This is a genomic window from Chthonomonas sp., assembly GCF_035294165.1.
GTDB lineage: Bacteria > Armatimonadota > Chthonomonadetes > Chthonomonadales > Chthonomonadaceae > Chthonomonas.
Genome location: NZ_DATGLN010000224.1, coordinates 19,260 through 37,973, shown reverse-complemented (window position 1 = coordinate 37,973; position 18,714 = coordinate 19,260). Strand labels below are relative to the sequence as shown.

Below are 18,714 nucleotides of genomic sequence, written 5' to 3'. Positions count from 1 at the left end.
ATGCACTGCCCACACGCAGCCACACTTGACGGAATTTGTTGCGCATAGTATAATGCCCTTATGTACGATAGGTGCGATTCGATGCTGCATGCCCGGCCTAGGAGCCGGTTGCTACATCGAGCGACGGGGGCTACCGAAAATAGACGTAGGATGTGCACGTCTTAGCCTTCTGCGAGGGGCGTATAAGTGTATAAGCCCGATTGCCTATGATAAAACCTTTTAAAAAACTACTGCATTCACGGCCGTTTCTCGCGTTTCGTGAGCGCCAAGAGAATCAGGAACGACACCTGACCCGTATCTTCTCGCCCCTCCTGATCGTTGGCACCATCCTCCTTTTGACGCTTCTGCTGGCCTATCAGCCGGGGGCAGGGCATATCTACCTGCGTGTCGGCGAGGTAAGCCCGCGAGAAATACGCGCCGGCCGCAGCGTGTTCTATGTGGATACTACAAAAACGCGTCGTCTCCAGGAGGCGGCGGCGGAAGCCGTTCACCCCGTTTTCGACCCCGACGACAAGGCCAATGTGCAGGCGCTGCGCACGGTTGCCCAGCTCTTTGAACGAATGCAGGCAGAACGCGCTGCTCTTCAAGCACATAGCCCTATTCGTGCCATAGACCTTCATAACGCGGTGGTCTCTTCTCAATTCACCTCCCTACTGCCTCCCGATGCCTTGCGGCGTATGCTTACGCTGCCAGAGCCTGTGTTTCAGCGGCTGCAACAGGTAACAAACCATCTTGTAAGCGCTGCGATGGAGCGAGAGATACGCGACCAAGGGCAGGACTTAAAAGATGCCATTGCGCAGACTAGTGAGGCCCTCGACAACGCTCTGCCCGACGCCCAAGATCGCGTGATAGCCCGCATGGTCATCGAGCACGCTCTTCGGCCCAATCTGCATTTCGACGCGCGCAAAACCGAGCAGGCACGTGAGGCCGCCATACATTCCGTGCGACCTTATATTGACCGCGTTTTCATGGGCGATCGCATTCTGGCGCCGGGCGAGATCGTTACCCAGCAGGCGTTAGATAAGCTCACCGCGCTCGGTTTGGTGAACCCGCGCGAGGAGTTGGCCACGAATGTTGCAATTGCCGTTTTGACAGTCCTCATGGTTCTATCCATTAACTACTATATCGCCGTAAACCTGCCCCAGGTCTACAGGAATCGCAGGCGCATGGCGCTGCTGTGGACGATCGTTGTGCTGGCCGTGTTCGGTTTAAAGGCGGGAGCGGTGCTGTTCGGTATGACCGTGTCGAACGGTCAGCCCGGCTATCTCAGTATCGCCAGCGTAACGGCAATGGGCATGCTGGTCTGTGCCCTTATTGATATGAACTTGGCCGTGTTATTGGTGGCCGTGATGGCGGCGTTGACAGGCATTTTGATGAATCATGAGGTGCGCTTCACGGTGATGACGTTGGTAAGTGGACTGGTTGGAATTATGGGCGTTCAGGTGACGAAGCGCAAAAACCGGCTTCTCATGCTGCTCCTCATATTGGCCATCGTGAACGTGGCCATGGTGTGGTTGTTGGGAATGCTCTTCGACGACGAACCGGCGGATATGCTTCGTGGCACTTTATGGGCGGTTATTTTAACCGCGCCGGTGGCTACCTTCCTCTATTGGATAGGCACGTTGGCCCTTGAAAAACCTTTTGGCCTATTAACCCCTTCCCTCCTCATGGAGCTTTCCTCTACCGATCATCCTCTATTGCAGAAACTTTGTACGTTGGCTCCAGGCACCTATGCCCACAGCATGATGGTCGGTACGTTGGCAGAGGCGGCAGCGAGAGCCATAGGGGCTGACGCTCTGCTGTGTCGGATCGGGGGGTACTATCACGATATCGGAAAAATGGATCACCCCGAGTTCTTCGTGGAGAACCAACGGCGTGAGAACGTTCATAGCCGTTTAAGCCCCTCTTTATCGGCGATTATCATCATAGCCCATGTGCGTGACGGAGTGAAGATCGCTAAAGCGGCAAGGCTTCCGCAGGAGATATGCGACATTATCGAGCAGCATCACGGCACGACGCTCATCAGCTATTTTTATCATCGTGCTCTCATGGACAATGGGGGGGGAGATGAGATGCCTCCCGGTTTCGAAAAACGATTCCGTTACCCAGGCCCCAAACCGCAGACACGAGAGGCCGCCATTGTCATGATGGCGGATTCGGTGGAAGCAGCAGCGCGTAGTCTGGAAAACCCCGACCCAGAACAACTGCATCGACTCGTGGAGGAGATACTCCATAATAAGGCCGAGGACGGGCAGTTCGACGAATGCCCCCTAACCTTTCGGGATATGCGCCTAATTTCCGATGCTTTTTTGAGAATCCTTCAAGCCATTTGTCATCGTCGCGTACCCTATCCCAATCAAGGCTCTGCCCCTGCAAAGCCAGACGCACTCGTAACTTTTGATGCAAACCTTCCCATTGAACAGGAGATCGAGAGAAAGGACGTTAGCTCTTCATTGCTGCTAGAACCCTACATAGATACCGAAGCATCGGTGCTTTCCTCGATCGTCCCTGAAGCAGCGGAGGCCGAACTAGAAACCTATGCCCATCATGATTTGTCGCAACTATCCCAAGAGAGTTCCGACGCTACCGCTTCGACGCGCCGTTCGTCAACTCCTTCAAAGCGAAGGAAGGAGCCGCGCCGAGGTGAGCATTCTGCTGACAAATGATGCAGAAGTGCATCAACTCAACCTCTTGTATCGAGGCAAAGACTCTCCCACCGATGTGCTCTCCTTTGGCCAGCACACCGAGCCTGATCCGACGTCTGTAACATCTGCCGATGATCTTCCTCTGCTGCTAGGCGACGTCGTTATCTCTGTGGATACGGCCCTTCGTCAGGCGCAACAGCATCGTATCGCTCTCGCCGATGAACTAGCGCTCTTGGCAGTGCACGGCACACTTCATCTCCTCGGTTATGAGGACGAAACGGAGCAAGGTGCCGCTATCATGCGCCATAAAGAGCGCGAGATACTGGGGGTCTCCTTAGACCCTGTGGAGAAGTTATGAGCCAGGAAAAAATGGAGACATCGCCGGGGTCTTCTATAGATCGGGAGCTTACCGCACCAAAGCGCCGCTCTCGGCCTAAACGTATAGATGGTTCTGACCAGGTTGAGCCGGTAAAAGAGCCTCTATCGCTTCTGCGATCGCTTCTCAGCTACTTCGAAAGCGATAATAGACCCGTCTCGCAGCGCGCAGGCGCCTTCGTCGGTTTTCGCAATGCACAAGACGGCATTTTGCACTGCTTCCGTACCCAGCGGAACATGCGAATTCACTTTATCGTGCTCGTGGCCGTGCTACTTTCGGGATTGCTGCTTAATTTCGATAACCGCGACATGCTTGTGCTGCTGTTTGCCATTACGCTGGTTATCGTATCGGAGATGTTCAATACCGCCGTCGAGATCATCGTGGATATGGTGACCGAGCACTATAACCCTGCAGCGAAGTTAGCAAAGGATGTGGCCGCCGGGGCGGTGCTGCTGTCTGCTATGAACGCTATCATTGCCGGGGTTCTTATCTTCTTCGGTCAGAAGAAGCTGGTGCAGATTCAGGAACAGATGCGTCAGAACACGGGTCCCGACATCGTACAGGTAGTTGTTATTGGGGTCGTAGCACTCGCGTTATTGGTCATCATCTCCAAGCTGCTAAGTAACACCGGCTCCCCCTGGCATGGAGGTATCATCAGCGGCCACACGGCTCTGGGCTTTCTTCTGGCCATGACCATCTTCTTTACCGCTGCCAACTCCTATATTGCCGTCCTTGCCGTGTTGTTGGCCGTACTCATCGCGCATAGCCGTGTAGAGGCAGGGGTTCATTCCGTGAGAGAGGTCATTCTTGGTGCGGTTATTGCCATTTTTCTTACCTCCCTGGTCTTTCGACTTATGCCGCTCGTTCGTAGCTGGACAATGCATCGGGTAACGTCGTCTACCGCAGCGGTACACAGCGTAGGGAGAGCCTCAGACCAGCTTTCACAGACACCGCACAAAGCAAATGAGCGCGCTTTAGACCCGGCTTCGAGCCATTAACCATGCTTGCCATGAACCGCAAAAAGAGACATCGTTCTAGACGACCATCTGAAACAGAGGGTCCGAGTTCGCAGCCCCGAACCGGCGTGCGCTGGATATGGGGCGTCGTGGTGGGAATGGTGCTTGTAGGGGCAACTCAGGCGCTACTTGCCCGTCCAAATGCTCGTCTTACGGTCTCTTCTTTGCCGGCTGCAACGGCGCCGAGACCCTCACAAATGCTTATTGCGCTTTGTATTGCGTTTCTGCTCATTCTGGTGAACGGCCTGTTTGCCATGGCGGAATACGCTCTCATTATGGTGCGCAAAACCCGGCTGCATCAGCTCGCAGATGAAGGGCTGCGTAGCGCCCAGTTGGCGCTTAAGATGACATCGGGAGAACAGCTCACGCGGCTTATGGCCACCATACAGATCGGGGTTACGGTGGTCGCCACACTCTCCTCCGGCTTGGCCGCCAGTAGCACGGTGGAACCCTTAGCCGCCTGGTTGCGAGCGCATCTGCCTACGATGTTTACCCTATATGCCGGCACCATTGCCCTGTTGGTTGTTACCTTGCCTGTGGCGGTGCTAACGCTCGTTATAGGGGAGGTTGCACCGAAGAGTTTAGGCCTGCAGTATGCGGAGCGCATTGCGCTGGTGGCGGTCTATCCGCTTAGTTGGCTGCAGACTCTGCTTGTGCCAGCCGTCTCATTGCTCACCGCCCTCTCTAACCTTGTGCTAAAGCCCTTTGGTGGGACGGCCAGCTTCTCGCCTCCGGCGATCAACGAAGAGGAGATCAAACTGTTGGTGGAAGCCAGCGAAAAGCAGGGGGTTCTTGAAGCTGAAGAGACCGAGATGATCGAATCGATCCTCGATTTCGGCGATACGCCTGTGCGTAAGGTGATGACCCCACGCATTGACATTACGGCCTTTGAGATAGGAGGATCGCTATCAGAACTTGTTCGCCTTATCGGAGAGTCGGGGCATTCGCGTATTCCGATCTATGAAGGCGATATGGATAACATTATCGGCATCGTGCATGCGAAGGATTTGCTGGGTCTCGCCGTAAGCACGGAGGCAGGTGAGGCGGATATACGGCGCATCATGCGCCCTGCCTATTTCATTCCGGAGACCAAGAAGATAGGTGAGTTGCTATCGGAGTTTCGCAGAAGCCGCCAGCAGATCGCCATTGTGCGCGATGAATATGGGGTCACGTCTGGATTGGTCACCATCGAAGACCTGCTTGAGGAGATTGTGGGCGATATTCAGGATGAGTACGATACGGAAGAGCCGATGGTTACTGAGATTGATAACCGCACCTATCTTCTCGACGGGCGCATGAGCCTGGAAGACATCAACGAGCGGTTCGAGCTTCATCTCCCTGAGGAGGAGGCCGATACCATTGGCGGGTTTGTATTTGCGCTTTTGGGGCGGCAGGCACAGGCGGGCGAAGAGGTGGTTTACGAGGATATTCGATTCTGCGTGGAAGCCACCGATGGGCGACGCATTACCAAAGTGAAAATGGAGCTGCCTATGCCACACCAAGCGGAGCAAGAAGAGGTGGATGACGAGCAGGCAGTGGTGAGCGATAAGACACAGGAAGAAAAACCAAGCGGTTTGGAGAGATAAAGCTATGCCAAATGAGTTGCACAGCTATGTGGAGGATTTTCTGAGCTATATTGCGCGAGAACGTGGCTTTTCGCAAAACACAGTGGCAGGCTATCGTACGGATCTAGGGCAGTTTCTCCTCTTAGCCATGCAACGCGGTGCCCGCACAGTAGGAGATCTCACAGAGACGCACGTGCTAGCCTGGATTGCGCAGATGCTGGAACAAAGGTTTTCTGAAAACAGCATTGCGCGAAAGCTTGGGGCTTTACACTCTTTCGCACGCTATTTGGTGGTAGCCGGTGCCCGCAAAGACGATTTTATGGCCAACATCCCTAGCCGAAAACGCCCGGCACGGTTGCCACGTGCGCTTTCGATGGATAGTGTGGAGCGGTTGCTGCATATTCCAGACCCTCAAGACCCGCGTTCCCTGCGCGATCAGGCGCTTTGTGAACTGCTTTACGCTACCGGCCTAAGGGTATCCGAGCTTTGCGCACTTACCGTTGACGATGTAGACTGGGAGTCGGGCATGATCCGTTGTTACGGAAAGGGGCGCAAGGAGCGACTTGTGCCTATGGGGAAGACGGCGGCCGATTATCTGGCGCTCTATTTGGAAAAGAGACGACAGGTGTTGCAGACCGGCCAAGAGCCTGTTCCTCGCGAGCGTAAACGGGGCCGACCACGCGCTACCGGAATCGGGTTGAAGGAAGCGGCAAGCCCCTACCTTTTTCCGAATCAACGTGGCGGAATGTTAACCCGTGTGCAGGTACGGCTGATATTACGCGAGCGGGCTACCAAAGCGGAGATTCATGAGCCGGTTTCCCCGCATGTTATCCGTCACTCTTTCGCCACGCATCTGTTGTCGCAAGGGGCCGATCTGCGCACCATTCAGGAGCTTTTGGGGCATCGCCAAATCACCACTACCGAAATCTATACCCACGTCAGCAATCTTCGGCTGAAAGAGGTCTACAAGCAGAAGCACCCACGGGCAAAGTAAAAAACTACTTTTTATTGACAAATTCTTCTGCTAATAATAAACGCATAAAAGAAATGGCTCGATAGTTGATCAGTTCCGCCTGAGCCGATGAACAACGGAGAGATAGGCCTCGGCGGCGTGGTCTATCTCGTCTACGGTGTTGTGACGGCCAATGCTAAAGCGAATGCCGCTCGCAGCAAGAGAACGCGGAAGTCCGAGGGCTAGAAGAACGTGAGAAGGCTCGATGGAGCCGGAGGAGCAGGCGGCTCCGCTGGAGACGGCAATGCCGAGACGGTCGAGATTCATCAGCAGGGTTGCACCCTCGATGCCTTCCACGGAAACGTTAAGAAGGCCTGGAAGGCGGTAGTGCCGATGGCCATTTATACGGAGGTCTGGGCACCCCTCCAAGAGTTTCTGTTGGAGCCTATCGCGAAGCGTGGCAATGGCTACAGCATCTTTTTGACGCCGCGCCCTCGCAAGTTCTGCCGCTCTGCCAAAGCCAACAAGGGCCGCTACATTCTCGGTACCGGCTCGTTTTTCCCTTTCCTGTGCCCCGCCATAGAGGATGGGGGTTACTTTAAGCCCCTGACGAATGTAGAGGGCACCGGCTCCTTTAGGGCCGTAGAGCTTGTGGGCGCTAAGGGAAAGGAGGTCGCAATTCAGTTCTCGTACGTGGATGGGCAGAAGCCCCGCTGTTTGTACGGCATCTGTATGGAAAAGCGCTCCCCGCTCATGTGCGATTGCGGCTATCTTGGCAATGGGCTGAATCGTTCCGATCTCGTTATTGGCGTGCATTATGGAGACAAGTGTCGTAGAGTCTGTGATGGCATCGGCGACGGCCTGAGGTTCTACCACCCCATCCGAGTTTACCGGCACCATCGTCACCCGATAGCCTAGCGTCTCCAAAAAGTGAGCGGAATGGAGCACGGCATGGTGTTCAATGGCGGAGACCACAAGATGATTTTTGGAGGGTGGGGCAGCTAACATCGTGCCGATGATGGCCAGGTTGTCGGCCTCGGTGCCGCTTGAGGTGAAGTAGACTTCACTGTAGTCGGCACCGATGAGAGCGGCCACCGAATCGCGGGCCGAATCAAGAGCGGCCCGCGCCTCACGTCCAAGCCGGTGGATGCTAGAGGGGTTGCCAAAGCCCTCTTGAAGCCAAGGCAGCATCGCCTCTAACACCTCCGGCTCGATGGGGGTGGTAGCTGCGTGATCCAGATAGATTGTCTTATTCGTTGCCACAGCAGGTTTCCGGCGATGCTTAAGCGATAACGCCCTTAATCTTTTTCGGGATATACCGATATAACTCTACTCATCGGTGGAGAGAGTTGTTCCCGTGCAGTGGCTAACGCCGCCGGAGAAAGGCGGGAATATCAATGTCTTCGGGCGTAACCCGTTCTGGCTCCTGCGGTTTGGTTGGCTGAGGTGGGGCCGGTTTCTGGGTGGAGGTAGGCTGTTGTCCCGTCGGCTGCTGCGGCCGACTGTCCACGCTGCCAAAGCCGGTGGCTAGTACGGTAATGCGCACAGCGCCCTCCATGCTGGGGTCTGGCACCCATCCGTAGATGATATTCGCATCGCGCTGGTCGCATAGTTGTGCGATCTGGTCGGCAGCCTCATTGAATTCGGAGAGGGTAAGGTCGTTGCCCGATGTCACGTTCACAAGCACACGCGTAGCCCCGTTGATGCTGGTTTCTAGCAGCTGGGAGGAGACGGCCATTTGGGCGGCTTCGACGGCACGATGGTCGCCTTCGGCCATTCCGATGCCCATAAGTGCCGGGCCGGCCCCGGTCATGATGGCTTTCACATCGGCGAAGTCCACATTGATCATGCCGGGGATGGTGATGATGTCGGAGATGCCTTGAACGCCTTGGCGGAGGACATCATCGGCGGTCTTGAAGGCGTCTACCAGCGTCATATGGCGATCGCTTATCGAGAGAAGGCGTTGGTTTGGCACCACGATGATGGTATCCACACGTGCTTTCAAGGTCTCGATGCCCTCTTCGGCGAGGCGTTCGCGTAGAGGGCCTTCAAACTTAAAAGGCTTTGTAACAACGGCCACGGTAAGGGCGCCGATCTCGCGTGCTATTTCGGCGATGATGGGTGCTGCGCCCGTGCCGGTACCACCGCCCATGCCGGCGGTAATGAAGACCATATCGGCCCCATCGAGCACTTTTTTGATCTCGCTTTTGCTCTCTTCGGCGGCCGTGCGCCCCAGATTCGGGTCACCGCCGGCTCCCAAACCGCGTGTGGAGTTTTCACCGAGCTGGAGTTTGCGGTTCGCTTTGGAGATGTTAAGCACCTGGACGTCGGTATTCATTGCAATGAACTCGACGCCCGTAAGGCCGGCCTCGATCATGCGGTTCACCGCGTTGGTGCCACCACCGCCAACACCAACGACTTTGATACGTGCGGAACCGAGGTCGGGCAGATTGCTTCCAATTAGGTTATTATTTATCATCGGCAGGTATATCCCCCTTTAATATTTCGTATGTTGGTTTGCGCCCCTATCCGTTTATACCAGATAAGCTATACATCGAAAATCTTACGAAACCATTTGAGCAGGCCGGGCAGTAGCCCTGTCGCCTTTTGGTAAGAAGCCTGCACCGGTGCTTTTAACTGGCGCTGGGCACCATAGCGCAGAAGCCCTACCGCTGTAGCGTACATGGGGTGGGTTAAAGTCTCACCCAGGCCGCCGAGTCGCGCCGGGGTGCCTAGCCGTACCGGCAATGCCAGCACATCGTGAGCCACCTCTTCACATCCGGCTAAAAGGCTTCCGCCACCGCTTAGCACAAGGCCTGCGGGCACCTGGCCTAACAGGCCTTCCGATTTTAGATCGTCTCGTACCATCTCGAAAAGCTCTTGCATGCGAGGCTCGATAATGTGTACCAGCTCCATGCGAGGAAGTCGCCTCGACTTTTCCCGTCCCAACTGCTGGACTTGCACAAGCTCGTCTTCGATGACGAGTTTTGGCGAGGCGCTGCCGCTTTCGGTTTTGAGTCTTTCCGCCTCTTCTGGTGCGACGGTTAAGCCGTAGGCAAGATCGTTTGTCACGTGATTTCCGCCGATAGGGACAACGGATGAGTGACAGATGGCTCCATTTTGAAACACGGCCACGTCCGATGTACCGCCTCCAATATCCACCAAACAGACGCCAAGTTCCTTCTCCGCTTCCAGCAGAACGGCCTCTGCGGTGGCGATCGGTTCGAGTACCGCCTCGATGACGGCGACCCCTGCCCGCGTTACGCACTTCTCGACGTTTTCCAAAAAGGTTGTAGCCCCGTGTACGATATGCAGACTTACCTCTAGCTGCTTCCCGCTTAGGCCAATGGGGTCGCGAATGCCGCATTGCCCATCTACGGTAAAGCCGCGCGGAATGGCATGAAGAATGCGCCTGTCCGGCGGCAGAGTGATGTTACGAGCCACCTGAATGGCGTGGGCGACATCCGCCGACGTGATCTCATGATTGGGTTGGGCTATGGTGATGCTGCCCTCACTGTTTAAAGAGGCGATATGTTCCCCGGTAACCCCCACATAGGCAGCCTCAATATCGTAACCGGCCTGTTGCACGGCTTTCGAGAGCGCCTGCTCCACCGAACGAGCGGTTGCCTCTAAATCCACAACGACGCCTCGCTTTATCCCCTGAGACGGCTCCAGCCCGATGCCGGTTACCACGATCTCTTGATGACCGTGCAGCTCGGAGATAAGCGCGCATATTTTGGTGGTTCCTATATCAAGTGCGGCTATGATTGGCTTTTTGGGCACGCTATCTGTTCCGTGTCATAAGATTTTAGATTCCTTCACCGATCTCCGATTTTGGGGTGATCGGAGCGGGATTATAGCCGGCTTGCTGGGCGGCGGCCTCTTCCTGCTGGCGTTTTCTTGCCAGTGCAAGATTATTGAGGTAATAGCGTCGGATGAGGGAGAGATTGTTGAACACCCGCGCTCCGAGGACGAGAACGGCCACAAAGGCTAGGTTAATGCCAAGATGATCGCCGATCCAGGCGAGCAGAGCGGCCAGTAGGGTATTAAGGATGAATCCGCTTGTAAAGATATCGTTTTGGAAACGGCCTTCGATGCCGGCACGTATGCCTCCGAATACAGTATCTAGCCCGGCGAGGGCGGCCAGCGATAGATAGGGGGCCAGCTGAGGAGGGACTTGCCATTTGAACAGGGAAAAGGCCTCCGTTCCCATAGCAGCACCGGCAATGAGACCGGTTACCGGTAAAAGGACTTGCCAAGATTTCATTTTGTTGTCTCGTTTACATCAGAAGATGCTGGTACACGACCGTAACGCATTTGAGTACTGCCTGCATAGGCAGGAATATGAAGTTTCTGAACTCGTTCTACCTTAACCATGGCAGGACTAACTGCGCGAAGTTGTTGCAAAAGGCCTCCCGGCAGATTTAAGCCACCCCAAAGTGCATTGGGGTCCCCAATAGCCTGGATGACATAGGGAGGGGTGGTCGGCACTCCGTTTACCTGGATAACAGGCCCCACGCAGCGAATGGCGCTTGTGGCCACAATGCGCTGACCGTTCACGGCAATGGCTTCGGCACCGGAGGCGCGCAGTTCGTTAACGACCTCTTCAATGTCTGTATCATGAATAAGGTTTTGCATGGTGTAAGGTTCATTTGCGGAGACCGACTGCTTTTTGTTGTCGTTGAGGATCACCTCGACGCCCGGGCCAACAAGATCGGTTAGCCCTGCAAATTTGCGGGCGTCCTTTAGTTCTTGATTGATGGTGTCGGCGCCGCCCTTTCTACGGGCAAGCTCATCGTTGAGTTTTTGGTTTTCATCACGAAGGTGCTTAATTTCGCTTTGGTAGTCCTCAAGTTTTTTGGCCGTATCCATGCTACTACCGTAGACGAACCCTTCGCGCTGGGGGCCTGTACCGGCGCGTGAGAACTGGGTAACCACCCGCCAAGTGGCCGAAAGAATAAGCCCTAAAATGAAGCAGAGCGCCGTGAGCTGCCAAATAAAGGACCGGTGACTTATGTTAGAGGTAAAAATGTTCATCCTTGGATTTTGCTCCGTCCGTTTCTTGGCGACAACAGTATGGAATGGGCTGTGCTCGACGCCTCCGGTTGGGAGGTCGCTTTCAGATAAGCGACCCGTGGGATGCCCGCCGGATGTGATGGACACGTAAGATTGACAACAGAAAGTAGTTTTGCAACATTGGGTTGTAGTTCATAAATCCGATTCAGGAGAGCGATTTTCTTTTCTATTTCCTCCGCTTGGCCGAAGAGCACGCGCATACCATCTGACATATTTAAGCATATATTTCGCTCAGAATCAACCTCCACGTCTGCAATGGCAGGATGATTTTCTATTCGACTCTGTTTGAGAATGGTAAGCAAAGCGCCGATCTCTATGTCATCGAGCGGTCTGCCGCAAACCACGGCCTCTTGCGGCAGACGGACAGTGGGTAAGGTAGGCAGAGGGCTGCGCGCTAAGCGAATGGGCACGCCTTCGTCGTCCATTTCGTAGGTTGTCAAGCCGACAACGAGGCGGCAAAAGGGCTGACGTGTGCCGATGACCAGCTGCAGGGTGTGCGGGAAATGGCGGACAATATGCACCGAACGTACCCACGGCAAGTTGTGCAATGCTCGGCGAACCGAACTTGTGGGTGCCAAAAACCAGTTATGTCTCAACAGCTTGGCGGCAGTTTGTTGGGTTTGAGCGATCTCTTGGGGGGATAGGCCGGAAAGCCCCTTGAGAGCCACGTTGCGTACGCGCAAATAGGGTGAGGTGAAGAGGGCACAAGCAACCTCGATGAAGAGCAGAAGAGACAGCAGGCCTACCACACGCCGACGTTTCTGTGCTGTAGAACGATAGCTCTTTGGAGGAAGATCAGCCATCATAAGCCGTGGTCGTCTCCTGTTTTGGGGTAGCTGCCTGACGGAGGGCACAGCGGATGAGCCGTTCGACCAGTTCGGTAAACGAAATTCCGGCAAAGGCCGCAGCGTCGGGCAAGAGGCTTGTAGGCGTCATGCCCGGAATCGTGTTCACTTCTAAGACCAACGGTTCCTGGTTCTTGACGATCATGTCGGTGCGGGACATGCCACGACATCCCAATAGCTCATGGCAGCGTCGCGCAACCTGCTGGGCTTTCGAGAGCACCTCGAAAGGGAGCCGCGCCGGAATGATATGCTCGCTACCGCCGATAGTATATTTGCTATTATAATCATAATAAGTCGCTCTCGGAACGATTTCCACAACTGGCAACGCTTCCAATTCGCCAGACTCCGGGTGTTCCAGAACGCCGACCGTTATCTCGGTTCCGGATACATACGGTTCAATAAGTGCCAAAGTATCGTAGCAGAGGGCGGTTTCGATGGCGGTCTCAAGCTGTTCCGGGCGTTCCACGAGAGTACATCCCACGCTGGAGCCTTCTTCGTTGGGCTTTACGAACACAGGAAGGCCGCCCCATTGCGACGTGATGTTTTCCAATAAAGAAGTTAGCGGCGGGATTTTTCCGCGTGCCACGGCGATGTCGGGGACGGTCGGCAGGCCGTCGGCCCGAAAGAGTTGTTTGGAGATATGCTTGTTCATTGCCAAAGCGCTGGCCAAAACGCCTGAACCCGTGTAGGGTATGCCGAGTAGATCGAGGAGGCCTTGAACTCTACCATCTTCACCGTTTCGCCCATGCAAAGCGATGAAAACGACATCGGGACGCTGGGCGGTTTGGGCAGGCAAAATGCGATGAAGTTGTTTTTCTAACCATTCGGCGCCAGGCAGCGGTTTTCCTGCTTCCGACAGGCTAACTAAATGCTCCACGGCTAAACGAAACAGAGCATCCATGTCGGCTCCTGTGGCCTCGTAGCGCGACGGATCGAGCGCTTCGAGAATCATCTTGCCACTCGACAGAGAGACGGCTCGCTCGGAGGAGCTGCCGCCCATTAAAACCAGTACCCTGCATTTTCTATCGGTCGGGGTCATTCGGCAAGCCCTGCCTTTTGGAGAAGATGGAAGAAGGAGACGGCCTCATCACGAATATCGCCGGCTCCAAGAAACAGCACGACATCGCCGGGTTGGGCTAAGGCGTGTAGCATTTTGGGAGCGTCGGTTTTATTGGGCAGAAAGATGGCCGGAATTGAGGGTTTTAGGCGTACAACGCCATGCACGATATCGGCTGTACGCACGCCGGGGATGGGACGTTCACGTGCCGGATAGATATCGGTAACGATAACCGCATCGGCTTCAGCAAGCGCTGCAGCAAACTCGTTGAGAAAGTCGCGGGTTCGACTGTAGAGATGGGGTTGAAATACCACAAGAAGACGAGAATGGGGATGGGCTTGACGTTGGGCTGCAAGGGTGGCATGGATTTCCGTTGGGTGGTGGGCGTAGTCATCTATAATCTGGATGGTGCCGTTCGGCAGGCTCACCGTACCGATCGGCTCCTGTCGGCGTTCCACACCGGTAAATGCGGCCAGTCCTTGTGCGATCTGTGTCTCGGTAAGACCAAAGAGCTGACCGGCTAAAGCGGCCGCAAGGGCATTGAGCAGATTATGTCGGCCAGGAAGGGAAAGGGTTATTGTTAGCTCACGCCCTCCGTGGTTCCAAAGGAAGCGGGTGTGTTGACCCTCCTCTAAAATTTTAACATCGTTGAGACTATAGGTGTAGAGGGCGCAAGACGGGTGGAAGGTTTTGAGAAGCTGTTGCACCCCCGGATCATCTCGGCACACGATCAGCGCGCCCTCGGCAGAGCGGATTTGGGCTGCAAAGTTGCGAAAGCTGCTCACCACGTTTTCAGAAGTCTGATAGTAGTCCAAATGATCGGCCTCGATGTTGGTGATCACGGCATAGTGGGGATGAAGATGCAGAAAAGAGCCGTAGGCTTCGCAAGCTTCGGTAACGAAGGGAGCCGATGGCGCGCCGATACGGGCGTTCCCACCCAGCTGAGGCACTTCGGCGCCAACGAAAACAGTGGGGTCTTTACCGGCCTGTTGCAGCATAACGCCGATCATCGCCGTGGTGGTGGTTTTGCCGTGTGTGCCGGCTACGGCTAGGGTGGGGCCGGGGTGATCATCCATTAGGGCACCGAGAAAGGCCGCTCGCGTAAGGACGGGCAGTCCTCTACGATAGGCCTCTTGCAACTCTGGGTTGTCTTCTGGAACGGCAGCTGAAGCAACCACCATTTCAACGGATGGCGCGAGGTTTTCACGGGCATGAAAATCGAATATCACGGCGCCCTCCTTTAAAAGCCTGGCCACGGCCGGGTTGGAGTCGGCCTGCGCATGAGGGTCGGACCCGCTCACCTTTATACCTCTGGACAATGCCGCCTGGGCGAGGGCACTCATCCCCACACCGGCAACGCCGATGAAATGAATATGTTTTGGCAGCTCTTTGAGCATAGCGATAATGTTCCTACTTTAAAGAAGCTATTTTACCCTGTTGGGCCTCGACGATGGAGAGAATTTCGTTGGCGACCGATTCGGCGGCGTCGGGGCGGCCCAAAGCCAGGGCGGCATAGTGCATCTGCTCACGCCGAGTCGCTTCGTTCTTTAGCTCCAAAACAAGTTGTGTCAGCCGCTCTGGTGTTAACGAAGCTTGGGGAAGCAACAGGGCGGCTCCGGCCTGCTCTAAAGCGCGGGCATTATGGGTTTGGTGGTCGGCATAAGCTGTCGGCAGGGGCACTACAATGGAGGGGAGTCCATTAGCTAAAATCTCTGAAAGGCTAGAGACGCCGCCACGACACAGCACGAGATCGGCAGCACGGTAGGCGTAGGCCATCTCTTCCATTGCTAGGAATGCAAACGAATGGTAGCCCTCTCTGTTTGCCAGGTCACGCCTTTCGAGCAGGGTCGAAAACTCGGAGAAGTCGCGCTTTCCTATCTGATGGAGAACCTGCACCCCGGCCCCCAGCAAAACGGAGGCCGATTCCGCAACCACCTGATTAATGGCGCGCGCGCCTTGGCTTCCACCCAGCACCAGCAGGGTGAAGCGATTGGGGGACAGACCGGGAAAGTGTTGTCTTGCCTCTTGAGGCGTGATCTGTTTCGGAGCGATGATGCCTTTTCGTAGCGGCAAACCCGTAAGCACCACGCGGCCCGGCGGAAAGTAAGCGGCGGAAGCGGGAAAAGCGATGCAGATGCGCTGTGCCCATCGGGCAAGGAGGCGATTGGTGCGGCCTGGCACAACATCGGGGGAACAGATAACGGACGGAATGCCCTCACGTGCGGCCGCCAATACGGCCGCCGCGGCCACATAACCGCCGGTGCCGAGCACCGCTTCGGCCCGAAACCTCCGAAGATAGATTCGCGCCTCCTTGTAACCGTTCCAAAGCGACCAGAGAACCAACAAGGTTGAAGGGGAAAGCAGTTTGCGAAGTTTGCGGGCGGCGATAGGCTGAAAAGGCCAACCGTATTCTGGAACGAGCTGGGCTTCCATGCCGTTAGCGCTGCCGATATAGAGCACCTCCGCTTCGGGGCGAAGTTGAGTAAGGCTTTCGGCCACGGCCAGAGCGGGAAAGATATGGCCACCGGTTCCTCCTCCGGTCACCACCACTCTCACGGCGAACCCTCCCATGTTGGAGATGAAGAAATTTTCTCTGTAGCCGGCCGCTTGGAAAGGACGGCCTGGTGGGCGATGTTCATAAGCAGACCGATAGCAGCCAACATAAGAACAAGAGATGTCGAACCATAGCTGATGAAGGGCAGAGGAACGCCCGTTGCCGGAATCGAGTCGGAAGCCACGGCAACATTAACGATGGCCTGCCAGGTGATGAGGGCGGTTAAGCCGGCAGCAAGAAGCGCCCCAAAACGGTCGGACGTGTAGCGTGCAATGGCGAAGCCGCGCCAGCTAATGATGCCAAAAAGCAGCAATAAGACGCAGACCCCTACCAGGCCTGTTTCTTCGGCATAGGTTGCAAAAACGAAATCCGAATCGGCCTGTGGAAGGTAGTATTTCTCCCTTCCGTTGCCCAGCCCCAGCCCTGTCCATTCTCCAGAGCCTACGGCCAAGCGGGCATGATAGATTTGATAGCCGATGCCCTGAAGGTCTTTTTGAGGATGCAGAAAGGCGAGAATCCGCTCTTGTCTATTTCCGCCAGCTCTCCCAAAAAGGCTTGTGATAAGCACCAAGAAGGCGATCATGCCGGCGAAAAGCAGAAGGTGCCGTTTACGCACACCGGCCAGAAAGAGTTGGGTAAGCAAGGTAAGGAACAACACAAAGGCGGTGCCGAGGTCTGGCTGTCTCTCAATGAGCATGAGATAGAGGAGGCTCAGCAGAAAAACCGGCGCTAAATGCTCGATTGAGACAACCGTTTTTGGTCGGCGCGAACGTGTCAACTCTTTTGAACCCTCGATACGGGGCACCGAGAGGCGGGCGGCTACATAGAGGATGAGGCAGAGCTTGGCAACTTCGGAGGGTTGAAAGCTGAGTGGGCCAAGGTGTATCCAGCGAGCGGCGCCGTTCATTCGGATGCCTATGTGGGGAAGATGAACCGCTATGAGCAGCCCAATCCCTACAAGCAGCGCGGGGATGGCGGCGACACGCAACCGGCGATAGTCGGTGTAGAGAAGCAGGCCAAGCACACAGAAGCCGATGAAAGCGCCGATCGCCTGTCGTTTTACAAAGAAGAACGGATCGTGCGCTAAGTGCATGTTATAGAGCGTTTGGGCATAACTGGTATCTAGGACCATCCAAAGCCCAATCACCGTAAGGACAACAGCGGTAACGAAAAGCCCTAGCTCCGGTTGGCGCGATGTGCTCATCGTTTTGGCTCCTTGAGAAGGGTTTTAACAGCGGAGCGGAAAGCGGCACCACGAGCTTCAAAATTGGCAAACATGTCGAAACTTGCACAAGCAGGCGATAGAATGACGATATCTCCCGGCGAGGCGAGAGCGCGTGCCATGCGGACCGCTTCATCCAGCGAAGCCGCGCGATAGATGGCCTGAAACCCTCCTTTTCTAAAGGTCTGCTCCATACGTTCGGCTGCCTCACCGATAAGCACAAGGGCTTTTGCATGGCGCACAAGCGCCGGCGTGAGCGGCGCAAAGTCCAAGTTTTTCTCTGCTCCGCCGGCAATAACGATGGCCGGCTGCGAGAGCGCTTCCAACGAGCGCACGGCGGCGGCGATGTTGGTGCACATGCTGTTATTGATATAGATAACTCCCTCGCTCTCGGCAACAAGCTCCATGCGATGGGGTACCCCTTTGAAACGCCGGACGGCCTCCACGACGGCTTCCGGGTTGGCTCCAAGCAGCAGAGCTGTGATGGCGGCGGCCAACACGTTCTCGACGCTGTGAATGCCGGGCAGGGATTTTGGAAAATCCGCTAAAGACAAGAGACGGATGGTTGCAGTCGAAGGGGAGCGATAGAAAAGCCAATCCCCATTGCGCCACGCAGCGATGGGGCCTGCCGGCTCTCTATAAGCGCTAAACCAGCAGAGTTGCGCGCGAAAGTCGCTGATATTCAGCGTTTGCGTGACGGGGTCATCGGCATTAAGAACGGCGAAATCCTCGGCTGTTTGATAGGCGAAGAGCCGCGCTTTTGTTTGGGCGTACTCCTCTAGGCTTGCATACCTATCCAAGTGGTCGGCGGTGATGTTGGTAAGCACGCCTATTTTCGGTCGAAAACTCTGCGTCCATTCGAGCTGAAAACTCGACACTTCCGCTACGAGCACCATCGCTTTGGCGGCATCTCGTTGCATTGCCGCCTCCACCAACGTTTTTTTGATCTCATCGGCGCTGATGTTGCCGCAGGGGGCGGCCGGGATGTTGCCAGCATCGAGCATGGCCGCAACGAGCAGGGTGGTGGTGGTTTTGCCGTTGGTGCCGGTTATGGCCACAATGGGTAGGTCGGTAAGACGATAGGCCAGCTCTATCTCCGACCAGATGGGAATACCCCTTTGGAGGGCGTGCTGAAGCAGGGGATTCTGCTTTGGTACTCCGGGGCTGGTAACGACGAGCTGTGTATCCGGATAGAAGGCGTTCTCTGGGTTGGCCGGCGCGAATAGGGGCACTCCCATCTCCCTCAATTTCGCTATCGTTGTTGCCGGCATCTGTTCGGGCGGTTTTTGATCGGCCACCAACACCTCTGCACCGAGTTGGTGCAACACCTCGGCGGCGGCGAGGCCACTTCTTCCGGCACCCACCACGGTAATCTGTTTGCCTTTCCAGTTGCCGATGGGTTGCAT

At 55.6% G+C, this 18,714-nt stretch carries 16 protein-coding genes; 5 read left to right on the top strand and 11 right to left on the bottom strand.

The features are described from left to right. Nucleotides 1–206: 206 nt before the first annotated feature. From VKV29_RS12750 to VKV29_RS12730, 5 genes are all read left to right on the top strand, one after another. A complete protein-coding gene (locus VKV29_RS12750) occupies nucleotides 207–2,666 on the top strand; it encodes an HDIG domain-containing metalloprotein (RefSeq protein WP_324201693.1) in 2,460 nt (819 codons plus the stop codon). Continuing rightward, nucleotides 2,548–3,003, top strand: coding sequence for an rRNA maturation RNase YbeY (gene ybeY, locus VKV29_RS12745; protein ID WP_324201692.1), 456 nt, complete (start codon nucleotides 2,548–2,550; stop codon nucleotides 3,001–3,003). The genes VKV29_RS12750 and ybeY overlap by 119 nt, the downstream gene beginning before the upstream one ends. Beyond that, nucleotides 3,000–4,019: a diacylglycerol kinase gene (locus tag VKV29_RS12740; RefSeq protein WP_324201691.1), complete on the top strand. Its 1,020-nt coding sequence runs from the start codon at nucleotides 3,000–3,002 to the stop codon at nucleotides 4,017–4,019. Before ybeY ends, VKV29_RS12740 begins: the two co-directional genes overlap by 4 nt. Nucleotides 4,020–4,105: 86 nt before the next feature. Then, nucleotides 4,106–5,623 carry a hemolysin family protein gene (locus VKV29_RS12735; RefSeq protein ID WP_324201690.1) on the top strand — a complete coding sequence of 506 codons (1,518 nt, stop codon included), beginning with the start codon at nucleotides 4,106–4,108 and terminating at the stop codon, nucleotides 5,621–5,623. Nucleotides 5,624–5,627: 4 nt separating this feature from the next. Next, nucleotides 5,628–6,596, top strand: a complete 969-nt coding sequence (locus tag VKV29_RS12730; RefSeq protein WP_324201689.1) for a tyrosine recombinase — start codon at nucleotides 5,628–5,630, stop codon at nucleotides 6,594–6,596. A 69-nt stretch (nucleotides 6,597–6,665) separates the two neighbouring features. Here VKV29_RS12730 and VKV29_RS12725 read toward each other — a convergent pair whose 3' ends face one another. From VKV29_RS12725 to murD, 11 genes are all read right to left on the bottom strand, one after another. Continuing rightward, a complete protein-coding gene (locus VKV29_RS12725; RefSeq protein WP_324201688.1) occupies nucleotides 6,666–7,817 on the bottom strand; it encodes an IscS subfamily cysteine desulfurase in 1,152 nt (383 codons plus the stop codon). A gap of 103 nt (nucleotides 7,818–7,920) precedes the next feature. Further along, nucleotides 7,921–9,033 (bottom strand): cell division protein FtsZ, encoded by a 1,113-nt coding sequence (gene ftsZ / locus VKV29_RS12720; RefSeq protein ID WP_324201687.1) that lies wholly within the window; start codon nucleotides 9,031–9,033, stop codon nucleotides 7,921–7,923. Nucleotides 9,034–9,101: 68 nt separating this feature from the next. After that, on the bottom strand, nucleotides 9,102–10,337 hold the full coding sequence (gene ftsA / locus VKV29_RS12715) for a cell division protein FtsA (protein WP_324201686.1): 1,236 nt from the start codon (nucleotides 10,335–10,337) through the stop codon (nucleotides 9,102–9,104). A 25-nt stretch (nucleotides 10,338–10,362) separates the two neighbouring features. Continuing rightward, nucleotides 10,363–10,821 (bottom strand): small basic family protein, encoded by a 459-nt coding sequence (locus VKV29_RS12710; RefSeq protein WP_324201685.1) that lies wholly within the window; start codon nucleotides 10,819–10,821, stop codon nucleotides 10,363–10,365. After that, nucleotides 10,818–11,591 carry a DUF881 domain-containing protein gene (locus VKV29_RS12705; RefSeq protein ID WP_324201684.1) on the bottom strand — a complete coding sequence of 258 codons (774 nt, stop codon included), beginning with the start codon at nucleotides 11,589–11,591 and terminating at the stop codon, nucleotides 10,818–10,820. Before VKV29_RS12705 ends, VKV29_RS12710 begins: the two co-directional genes overlap by 4 nt. After that, on the bottom strand, nucleotides 11,588–12,436 hold the full coding sequence (locus tag VKV29_RS12700; protein WP_324201683.1) for a cell division protein FtsQ/DivIB: 849 nt from the start codon (nucleotides 12,434–12,436) through the stop codon (nucleotides 11,588–11,590). Before VKV29_RS12700 ends, VKV29_RS12705 begins: the two co-directional genes overlap by 4 nt. Then, complete coding sequence (locus tag VKV29_RS12695; RefSeq protein WP_324201682.1) at nucleotides 12,426–13,514, bottom strand: D-alanine--D-alanine ligase; 1,089 nt, start codon at nucleotides 13,512–13,514, stop codon at nucleotides 12,426–12,428. The genes VKV29_RS12700 and VKV29_RS12695 overlap by 11 nt, the downstream gene beginning before the upstream one ends. Then, complete coding sequence (gene murC / locus VKV29_RS12690) at nucleotides 13,511–14,929, bottom strand: UDP-N-acetylmuramate--L-alanine ligase (RefSeq protein WP_324201681.1); 1,419 nt, start codon at nucleotides 14,927–14,929, stop codon at nucleotides 13,511–13,513. The genes VKV29_RS12695 and murC overlap by 4 nt, the downstream gene beginning before the upstream one ends. A gap of 13 nt (nucleotides 14,930–14,942) precedes the next feature. Continuing rightward, nucleotides 14,943–16,088 carry an undecaprenyldiphospho-muramoylpentapeptide beta-N-acetylglucosaminyltransferase gene (gene murG / locus VKV29_RS12685; protein ID WP_324201680.1) on the bottom strand — a complete coding sequence of 382 codons (1,146 nt, stop codon included), beginning with the start codon at nucleotides 16,086–16,088 and terminating at the stop codon, nucleotides 14,943–14,945. After that, nucleotides 16,085–17,290: a putative peptidoglycan glycosyltransferase FtsW gene (locus tag VKV29_RS12680; RefSeq protein WP_324201679.1), complete on the bottom strand. Its 1,206-nt coding sequence runs from the start codon at nucleotides 17,288–17,290 to the stop codon at nucleotides 16,085–16,087. Before VKV29_RS12680 ends, murG begins: the two co-directional genes overlap by 4 nt. After that, a complete protein-coding gene (murD, locus tag VKV29_RS12675) occupies nucleotides 17,287–18,714 on the bottom strand; it encodes a UDP-N-acetylmuramoyl-L-alanine--D-glutamate ligase (RefSeq protein ID WP_324201678.1) in 1,428 nt (475 codons plus the stop codon). The genes VKV29_RS12680 and murD overlap by 4 nt, the downstream gene beginning before the upstream one ends.

Coding starts and splice junctions, on each gene's coding strand:
- VKV29_RS12740 (WP_324201691.1), top strand. CDS start 3,000: ATGAGCCAGGAAAAAATGGAGACATCGCCGGGGTCTTCTATAGATCGG.
- ftsZ (WP_324201687.1), bottom strand. CDS start 9,033: ATGATAAATAATAACCTAATTGGAAGCAATCTGCCCGACCTCGGTTCC.
- murD (WP_324201678.1), bottom strand. CDS start 18,714: ATGCAACCCATCGGCAACTGGAAAGGCAAACAGATTACCGTGGTGGGT.
- VKV29_RS12705 (WP_324201684.1), bottom strand. CDS start 11,591: ATGAACATTTTTACCTCTAACATAAGTCACCGGTCCTTTATTTGGCAG.
- VKV29_RS12750 (WP_324201693.1), top strand. CDS start 207: ATGATAAAACCTTTTAAAAAACTACTGCATTCACGGCCGTTTCTCGCG.
- ybeY (WP_324201692.1), top strand. CDS start 2,548: ATGATTTGTCGCAACTATCCCAAGAGAGTTCCGACGCTACCGCTTCGA.
- murC (WP_324201681.1), bottom strand. CDS start 14,929: ATGCTCAAAGAGCTGCCAAAACATATTCATTTCATCGGCGTTGCCGGT.
- VKV29_RS12695 (WP_324201682.1), bottom strand. CDS start 13,514: ATGACCCCGACCGATAGAAAATGCAGGGTACTGGTTTTAATGGGCGGC.
- VKV29_RS12700 (WP_324201683.1), bottom strand. CDS start 12,436: ATGATGGCTGATCTTCCTCCAAAGAGCTATCGTTCTACAGCACAGAAA.
- VKV29_RS12730 (WP_324201689.1), top strand. CDS start 5,628: ATGCCAAATGAGTTGCACAGCTATGTGGAGGATTTTCTGAGCTATATT.
- VKV29_RS12680 (WP_324201679.1), bottom strand. CDS start 17,290: ATGAGCACATCGCGCCAACCGGAGCTAGGGCTTTTCGTTACCGCTGTT.
- VKV29_RS12710 (WP_324201685.1), bottom strand. CDS start 10,821: ATGAAATCTTGGCAAGTCCTTTTACCGGTAACCGGTCTCATTGCCGGT.